This window comes from Micromonospora tarensis (assembly GCF_016803395.1).
Lineage (GTDB): Bacteria > Actinomycetota > Actinomycetes > Mycobacteriales > Micromonosporaceae > Micromonospora > Micromonospora tarensis.
In genome coordinates this window covers 1-8592 of the sequence record NZ_JAEVHL010000267.1, presented here as the reverse complement: position 1 = coordinate 8592, position 8592 = coordinate 1, and the positions used below count along the sequence as shown (strand labels likewise).

3 protein-coding genes and 1 pseudogene are annotated in these 8592 nt (G+C 75.0%); 1 reads left to right on the top strand and 3 read right to left on the bottom strand.

Features of this window, described 5'->3' with window-relative positions; translation table 11 throughout:
• The 3 genes and pseudogenes from JM949_RS30775 to JM949_RS40060 all read right to left on the bottom strand — a co-directional run.
• On the bottom strand, positions 1–1224 hold a 1224-nt coding region (locus JM949_RS30775; protein ID WP_203151615.1), incomplete at its 3' end, for a phosphopantetheine-binding protein.
• A gap of 46 nt (positions 1225–1270) precedes the next feature.
• Complete coding sequence (locus tag JM949_RS40065) at positions 1271–5605, bottom strand: SDR family NAD(P)-dependent oxidoreductase (RefSeq protein ID WP_407664857.1); 4335 nt, start codon at positions 5603–5605, stop codon at positions 1271–1273.
• Positions 5594–8289: pseudogene (locus JM949_RS40060) on the bottom strand (beta-ketoacyl synthase N-terminal-like domain-containing protein); the annotation flags it as partial. The pseudogene JM949_RS40060 and the gene JM949_RS40065, both read right to left, overlap by 12 nt.
• Between JM949_RS40060 and JM949_RS39395 the strand changes: the two are divergent.
• Positions 8278–8592: hypothetical protein (locus JM949_RS39395; RefSeq protein ID WP_309232408.1), on the top strand; the 315-nt coding region annotated here is incomplete at its 3' end. The pseudogene JM949_RS40060 and the gene JM949_RS39395 overlap by 12 nt on opposite strands.

The following is an 8592-nucleotide window of genomic DNA, read 5'->3' as shown; positions in this document are numbered from 1 at the left end:
CTCACCCACCACCGACGCGTGCTCCGCCACGAAATACGCCGACAACTCCGCCAGACACTGCTGCTCGAAGAACAACGTCGGATACAACTCCACACCAAGGTCATCCTCGATGCGCCGCACCATGGTGATGAGCTGGCTGGAGTCGATGCCGCACGACATGAAGGGCTCGGTGGCCGGCAGCTCCTCGATGCCGGTCTCCTCGGCGACGACCGCGCGCAGGTAGCCGGTGACGCGACCGCTCAGGTCCGCACCCGTCGAGACCACCGCCGAAGCACCACCCAGGGCCGAAGCCGGGACCACCGCCGAAGCACCGCCCGGAGCCGTCGAGTCGTCCCGATGACCGCCAGGAGGTTCGGAGCGGACCGCGTCGGAGACGACCGGGTCGCCGCCGACGAAGCGGTAGGTCAGTCCACGGACGACGACGAGCGCACGCCCGTCCTCGTCGCGCAGCACCGCGTCCACGGCGGCGGCCTGCGCGCTCGCCCGGGCCAGTCGGACCTCGGCGTGACACGACGGGCCGGGCAGCGCGTACACGGTGAGCTCCTCGATCAGCATCGGGACCCACATGCCCGCCGCCGTGCCACGCAGCAACGCCATGCTGGCGACGAACACACCGTCGAGAAGCGACACCGGCAGCGCGTGGTCGCCGTCCTCGGGGCTGCGGGTGAGCGGCCCGGTCACCCACCCGTGGGCGATCCGGGCGGTGCGCAGGGCGCGCAGCGCCGGGCCACGGCGGGTGCTCACCGAGCCGTACAGCTCCTCCTCGCCGACCGGATCGCCGGACGGCGGCGGGGAGGCAGCCGGCGGCGGCGCGGCGTCCACCGGCCGGTACCCGCCGTGCGCGACCTCGGTGTCGGAGCCGTCGGCGTGGAACCGGACGGCGAACCGCGGCCCGGTGCGGGTGACCGTGAGTTCACCCCGGCCGCCCGGGCGGAGCAGCACCGGCGCGGTGACCGTCAGGTCCGCCACCCGCACCGGCAGGGCGGCACCGGCGGCGAGGTGTGCCTGGACGGCGAGGGTGGCGTGCGTGACGCCGAGCAGGACCCGGGTGTCCTCGCGGCCGTCGAAGGGATTGGTCCCGAGGTGGTCGCGCAGCTGCGGCTGGTCGTAGTCGACCGGGCACCGCAACGGTGGCGGACCGGAGATCAACTCCTGCGCCTGCGCCGGCGAGATCTCCTGGCGGGCGAGCGCACGCAGGACTTCGGTGACGTCGTCGCTGTTCATCTCGAACTCGCCCCGTTCGTAACCGGCGCGGACGCCAGGGAGGTGATCAGGTTCGCGGCCGCGTCGGCGCTGAGCCGGCCGTCGTGGACGGAGGAGAGCAGGTCGAGCAGGCGCTGACCCGGTTCGGCGGCGGTGGTCTCCCCGAGCCGGTAGCGGCGGCGCCGGAACTCGGGCGGCGGCAGCGGGGTCCGCGACCCCTGGGCGCCCTGGTACTGCTGCACCACGACGTGCGCGTTGGTGCCGCCGAACCCGAACGCCGACACCCCCGCCCGGCGCGGCAGCCCATTCGCCGCGGCCAGGGCTGGGTCGCCGTGACCGGGAAGAACGGCGACTCGGCGAACCGGAAGCGCGGGTGCGGGCGCGCGCAGTGCACGGTCGCCGGCAGCATCCCCGATTCGACGGTCAGCACCGCCTTGATGAAGCCCACCGCGCCGGCGGCCCGCATCAGGTGCCCCAGATTCGACTTCACCGAACCGATCCCGCACCGGGCCCGCCCGCCGTCGGTTCCGAACACCCGCGAGGCCGCCCGCACCTCGATCGGATCTCCGAGCAGCGTCCCGGTTCCGTGCGCCTCCAGGTAGCCGATGGACTCCCCCGGCACCCCGGCGTCCGCCAGCGCCGCCCGCAGCACCGCCTGTTGACCGTCCACGCTCGGCACGGTCAGTCCCATGGTTCGGCCGTCGTTGTTCACCGCGCCGCCCAGCACCACGGCGGTCACCCGGTCTCCCGAGGCGACCGCGTCCGGCACCCGGCGCAGCAGCACCAGGCCGCCACCCTCGCCCAGCACCAGGCCGTGCGCGCCCTCGTCGAACACCGCGCACACCCCGTCCGGCGCCAACGCGCCCGCCTGGCTGAAGGCGATGTGCAGGTAGGGGTCGACCAGGAGTTCGACGCCGCCGGCGATGGCCAGGTCGCACTCACCGGCGCGCAGGGCCCGGCAGGCCGCGTGGATGGCCACCAGCGCCGACGAGCACGCCGTGTCGATTGTCTGCGCCGGCCCCCGCAGGTCGAAGAAGTCGGCCACCCGCGCCGCCATCATGTTGGGGATGGTGCTGGTCAGCAGGTTGCGGACGGCGTCCGGCGGCACCGCGCCGACATCCCTGGGCAGGTAGTTGCTGTCCCCGCCGCCGATGAAGACGCCGGTGCGCGAACCGGCGACCTCGTCCGGCCGGTACCCCGCGTCGGCGAACAACTCCGCCGCCAGCTCCAGCACCAGACGCTGGTGCGGATCCAGCACCACCGCGTCGGCCTCGGACACCCCAAAGTAGCCGGCGTCGAAATCGAACGGCCCGTCGACGAAGCCCGCCCATTTCGAGTACGACGTACCCGGCCGCCGCCGCGACGGGTCGAAAACCGCCGCGGCGTCCCACCGGTCGGCGGGCACCTCGGACACCAGCGGTCGACCGGCCAGCAGGTTCTCCCACAACGCGGCCACCGACGGCGAGCCGGGGAAACGTCCCGCCATCCCGATCACCGCCACCGAGTTGTCCGCAGCGGGCGCCGGCTCCCGGAGCGTCGCCGGCGCGGCCGGGGACGGGGACGGTGACGGCGGCACGGTCGCCGCCAGGTGGGCGGCCAACCTGGCGATGGTCGGATACTCGCTGACCGCGCTGGGCTCGACGACCGTGTCGAACCGCGCCTCCAAGCGGTTCAGCAACGTCATCATCAGGATCGAGTCCAGGCCGTACGCGGACAGCTCCTCCTCCGGGTCGAGCTCGGCCACGTCCACCTTCAGCACCTCGGCGCAGACCTGGGCGAGCTCGTCGGTCAGGTCGCGGGAGACGGCCACCGGGAGTGGCTTCGGCTGAGCCGGTTCGCTCGTGGCCAGCGGCAGTGGCCCGTCCGGGCGGCGCTCGCCGTGCCACACCGCGATGCGCGGTGCCCGCAGCCGGTGCGCGTGGGCCAGTGCGGCGAGCCCGACATCGGCGGGCAGCGGAACCAGGCCGGTGCCGCGTCGCAGTCGTTGCCGGGTGTCCGGGTCGACGGTCATGCCGCCGTCGGCCCACAGCGGCCAGCCCACCGACACCGTCACGCCCGGACGCCGCTCGGCCCGCCACACCGCGAACTCGTCCAGGAACCGGTTCGCGTACGCGTAGTCCGCCTGGCCGACGTTGCCCACCGTCCCGGAGAGCGACGAGAACAGCACGAACGATTCGAGGTCCAGGTCCGCCGTGGCCTCGTCCAGCCACCGCGCCCCCGCCACCTTCGGCGCGCACACCGCCGCCACGTCCGCCGCCGACTTGCCGGCCACCAGCCCGTCCCGCAGCACACCGGCCACGTGCACCACGACGTCCAACCGGCCGAACCGCTCCCGCGCCGCCGCCACCGCCGCGAACACGTCCTCGCGGGCCGACACGTCGCCGCGCACGACGAGCACCGACGGATCGAGGGCGGCCGGCTCGGACCGGCTCACCGCCACCACCCGCGCCCCGGCCGCCACCAGCTGCCCGACGAGCAACCGGCCCAGTCCGCCGGAGGCACCGGTCACCAGGCACACCGCGCCGGGCCGGACCCACGTCGGCGAAGCGGTGGGAGGCATCGGGTCGAGTTCGTGCCACCGCGGGACGTCCCGCCGGTCGCCGAGTCGGATCTCCGGCTCGCCGTGCGGGACGCGAAGTTCGTCGAGGCACTCCGCCAGCGACAGCGGACGGGTCGTCTGCGCCACCACGACGTCCAGATCGCGGTGCTCCTCGCGGACCACCCGGGCGGTCGCGGCCAGCGCCACCGCGGCCGGGACATCGGCCGGAACGACGCTCACGATCCGGGCGCCGCGCCGGGACCGGGCCAACGCCCGGCACAGGTTGATCAGCAGGAGCGGGCCGTGCTCGGCCTCGGCGCGCTCCGACCACCTGTGCAGCACCGCGTCCGGGCTGGCGTCCAGTTCGGTGAGCCGGTCGAGCAGGCGGTCCAGGTCGGCGGCGCGGGTCGGGTCGAGGAGGTAGCGCCGGCCCGGCGTCACCTCGGCGAAGCGGGCGCCGAAGCCGGCCACCACCAGGTCCGCCCGGTCGTCACCGGCACCGAGCACCAGCACCCGCCGGGGAGCCGGCCCGGGTGCCACCGGAGGCGCGGTCTGCCACCGGGGCACGAGGAACCGGCAGCGCACGTCGTCGGCCGGACCGGCCATGGCCCGCGCCGACAGGCCACTGACGACCGTCGTCACCTGGCCCTGATCGTCGGTCAGTCGGATGTCGAACCGGTCACCGGCCGCACGGGTCGCGTACGCGTACCCGATGGGCGCCGCAGCGGCCAGGACCCGCACCTCCGCCACCGCGAACGGCACCAGCGGCCCGCCGTCGCCGCCGGTGCCGTCCAGCAACCCGGACACCGCCTGGAAGGCCCCGTCGAGCAGCACGGGGTGCAGCGCCATACCGGTCGTGTCGGTGCTCGCGGCCGTGGGAAGCCGCAGCCGGGCGATGGCCTCGCCGTCGCCCCGCCAGATCCGCTCGACCACCTGGAAGGCCGGGCCGTAGTCCGCCGCGTCGACCCGGAAGCGCCGGTAGACCTCCTCACCCGCGACGCTGTCGGCCGCCCGCCCGGTGATCGCGGCGACGTCGACCAGATCCGGCTCCGCCGTGGCGTCGTCGAAGACGACAGTGGCCATGGCGTGGACCACGGGCTCGGCGCCGGTGCGGAACTCGACCCGGACCGTGCCCGGGCGCCGGCCGGGCGTCAGCACGACGTCCAGGGTGACCGGCTCGGCGTCCACCACGACAGGGCGTGCCCAGAGTAGGTCACGCACGGCGGTGGCCGGCCGCCCGTGGGCGTCGCCGAGTTCGGCGGCGGCGCGGGCCAGTTCGGCGTAGGCCGCGCCGGGCAGGGTGGCCCGCCCGGCGATGACGTGGTCGGCGAGCCAGTGGGCGTCACGGCGCAGCACCGCGCGGAACCGCGTCTGCTCCGGTGTCGAGCAGTCCTCGTCGATCAGCGGGTGTGGACGGTCGGGCCCGGCCGCTTCGACGGTGGGCAGCCAGTACCGGTCCTCGGCGAACGGATAGCCGGGCAGCGGAATCCGGCGCGCAGCGCGGTGCAGGGCCGCCCAGTCGGGCTCGCGGCCGTCGAGCCAGGCACGCGCCGCTTCCGCCGCGGACGTCGGTACGTCACCGGTACGGCGGTGCGCGCCGGCCGGCACCCGAGCGCGCAGCAGCGCCGCCGGGTCGGCTCCGCCGGCGAACGCGGTGAGCAGGCCGGCCAGTTCGTCGACGTCGGCGGTGACGATCGCCAGGCGCTCCGGCATGGGTTCGCGGCCGGTCTGCAACGTGTACGCGAGGTCGGTCAGGTCGGGCCGTCCGTCCGGCGCTCCCGCCGTGGCGGACAGTTCCGCCACGGCGGTCCGGGGCGCGGGCGCCGGCCCGGCCAGGGCCAACCGCCGGCCGATCTCGGCCATGGTCACCGGGTCCGCGCCGAGTTCCGTCAGGGGCGCGTGGATGTCGACGTCCGCCACGGCGACGGCGAGCACCTCGGCGACGGTGGCACGTACCCGTGCGGCGGTGGCCCCGGGCTTCGGGCGCAGGGCGTCGGCGAGTCGCCCGGCCGCACACCGTAGCCGCTCCTCCGTGCGTGCGGAGAGCACGACGGCCTGCGGTGGCGGGGTCGCCGCCGGACGGGTCGGCACCTGTGGGTGCTCCTCCACGACGACGTGGGCGTTGCTGCCGCCGAACCCGAAGGAGGAGACGCCGGCGCGGCGGGGCACGCCCGGTGGCGAAACCCACTCGCGGGTGCTGTCGACGAGGTGGAACGGCCCGTCGTCGAGCCGTAGGAGCGGGTTCGGGTCGGTGAGGTGGAGCAGGCCCGGCAGGGTCCGGTGCCGCATCGCCAGGATGACGTTCACCAGTCCGGCCAGCCCGGAGGCGGCCTCCAGGTGACCGACGCGGGTCTTGACAGTGCCGAGGCCGCACCAGGTGCCGGACGGCACCGGGCGGCCGGTGCGCTCCGACCAGAGTTGGATCGCCTGGCGCAGGCCGTCGACCTCCACCGGGTCGCCGAGTTCGGTGCCGGTGCCGTGGGTTTCCAGGTAGGAGACGGACTCGGGGGCCACGTCGGCGCGTACCCAGGCGGTGGCCACCACGTCGGCCTGGGCGTCGGCGTTGGGCGACGTCGGGGAGCCGGCCCGGCCGCCGTGGTTGACGGCGGAGCCGCGCAGCACCGCGTACACGTGGTCGCCGTCGCGCAGCGCGGCGGAGAGCGGCTTGAGGACCACGGCCAGGATCCCCTCACCGCGCACGTACCCGTCGGCCGCGCGGTCGAAGGTGCGGCACCGGCCGGTCGGCGAGTTCACGCCCATCTGACTGGTCACCACGTGGTAGGTCGGCGTGAGGATGAGATTGCAGCCGCCCACCAGGGCGGCGTCGCAGTCACCGTGCCGGATCGCGGTGAGCGCCCGGTGCACCGCGACCAGCGACGACGAGCAGGCGGTGTTCACCACCTCGCTCGGGCCGCGCAGACCGAGCAGGTAGGACACCCGGTTGGCCAGCATGGTCAGCTCGGTGCCGGTGCCCACCTGGGGTTCGCTCACCCCCCGCGCGCGCAGCAACTCCTGGTAGTCGCTGAACTGGGCGCCCACGTAGACACCGGTGCGGGTGCCGGACAGCGCGGAGGGTCGCCAGCCGGCGTCCTCCACGGCGGACCAGGCGGTCTGGAGCAGGAGCCGCTGCTGGGGGTCCATCAGCTCCGCCTCACGACCGGACACCCCGAAGAAGCGGGCGTCGAAACGGTCGACGTCGGGCAGGAAGCCGCCCCATCGGGATCGGGTGCGGCCCTCGCCGAACCGGTCCGGTGAGTACACCGCCCGCCAGTCCCACCGCTCCGGCGGCACCTCGCCGACGAGGTCGCGACCGTCGCGCACGTGTTGCCAGAACGCGTGCAGATCGGCCGAGCCCGGCAGCCGCCCGGCCATGCCGACCACGGCGACCGGTTCCACCGCGCCGTCGGCCCCGGGCACGCGGACGAACGACGGCGCGGGCGCGGTCGGCTGGCCGCTGGTCCGCGGCGCGGGCGGGACCGGGGCCGGCTCCGCCTGGTCGACCGGGCGGGCGGACGTGAACCGGGCGCGGACCGCGGCGGGTTCCGACTCGACCAGATACTCGGCCACCATCCGCAGGGTGCTGCGACTGAAGAAGACGGTCGGGGACAGCGACACCTGGAAGTGGTCGCCCAGCCGGTCCGCGAAGTCCTTGAGGCTGAGCGAGTCGAAGCCGAACTCGCCCAGTCCCTCGTCCGGGGGCAGCCCGCCGGCCTCGACGACAGCCGGGGTGTTCTCCAGACGCAGCAGCGCGGCGGCGAGCGTACGGACCTCCGCGAGGACCCGGTCACGCAGCTCGTCCGACCGCTCGTCCGGGCTGGCCGCCGGGGACGACGGGACCGGGAGGCCGACGGGCGGGTCGAGCTGGGTGGTCAGCCGGCGGACGCCCGCCGGGGTGCCGGCGACGATCATCCGTTGCCCCCCGCCGTCGGAGAGCACCCGGTCGAACGCGGCCAGGCCCTGCGCCGCGTCGATCGCCGCGAGGTCGCCGTGGCCGGTGTAGAGCTGCCGACTCGTGTCGACGAGGGGCATGCCACCGTCGGCCCACGGCCCCCACTGCAGCACGACGCTGGCGCCGCGCCGCAGCCCTCGTTCGCGCATCCGCTCCCGCCAGACGCCGAACCCGTCGAGGAACCGGTTGGCGACGGAGTAGTCACACTCGCCGAAGTCACCGAGCACCGACGACGCCGACGAGAACAGCACGAAGGCGTCCAGCGGGTTCGCCGCGGTGGCCGCGTCCAGCACCGCCGTGCCGATGGTCTTGGCACGCACTGTGGCCTCGACCGCCGACCACTGGCGGTCGGGCAGGATCCGCTGGTCCAGTACCCCGGCCGCGTGCACCACCACGGAGACCGGCCCCGCCCCGGCCTGGAACTCGGCGAACGCGGTGGACACCTGGACGGGGTCGCCACGTCCACCGAGGCGTACCGGGGCCGTACCGCGCCCAGCCGGGCGAGTTCGGCCAGTTCCCGCTCGATGCGGGCATCCATCGGGGATCGGCCGAGGAGCAGCAACCGGGCACCGTAGCGTCGGGCGAGGTGGCGGGCCACCAGGCGACCCAGTCCACCAGCTCCGCCGGTCACCACGCAGGCCGCACCGGGCTGGATCACCACCGGCTGGGCGGTGTGCGGGGCCGGCGCGCGGCGCAGGGCCGGCACCGTCCGCTCGGCGCCGTGCCAACGGACCTCGGGGAGAAGGTGGTGGGGCCATTCCGCGACCGCCGCGCGGGCGACGGCGGCGGGGTCGTCGGTGTCGGCGACGTCCACCACGGTCAGCGACACGTGCGGCGCGGCCAGCCGCAACGACCGGCCCAGCGGGCCGAGCGCGGTGGCGCAGGGGTCCGGGCCGCTGCC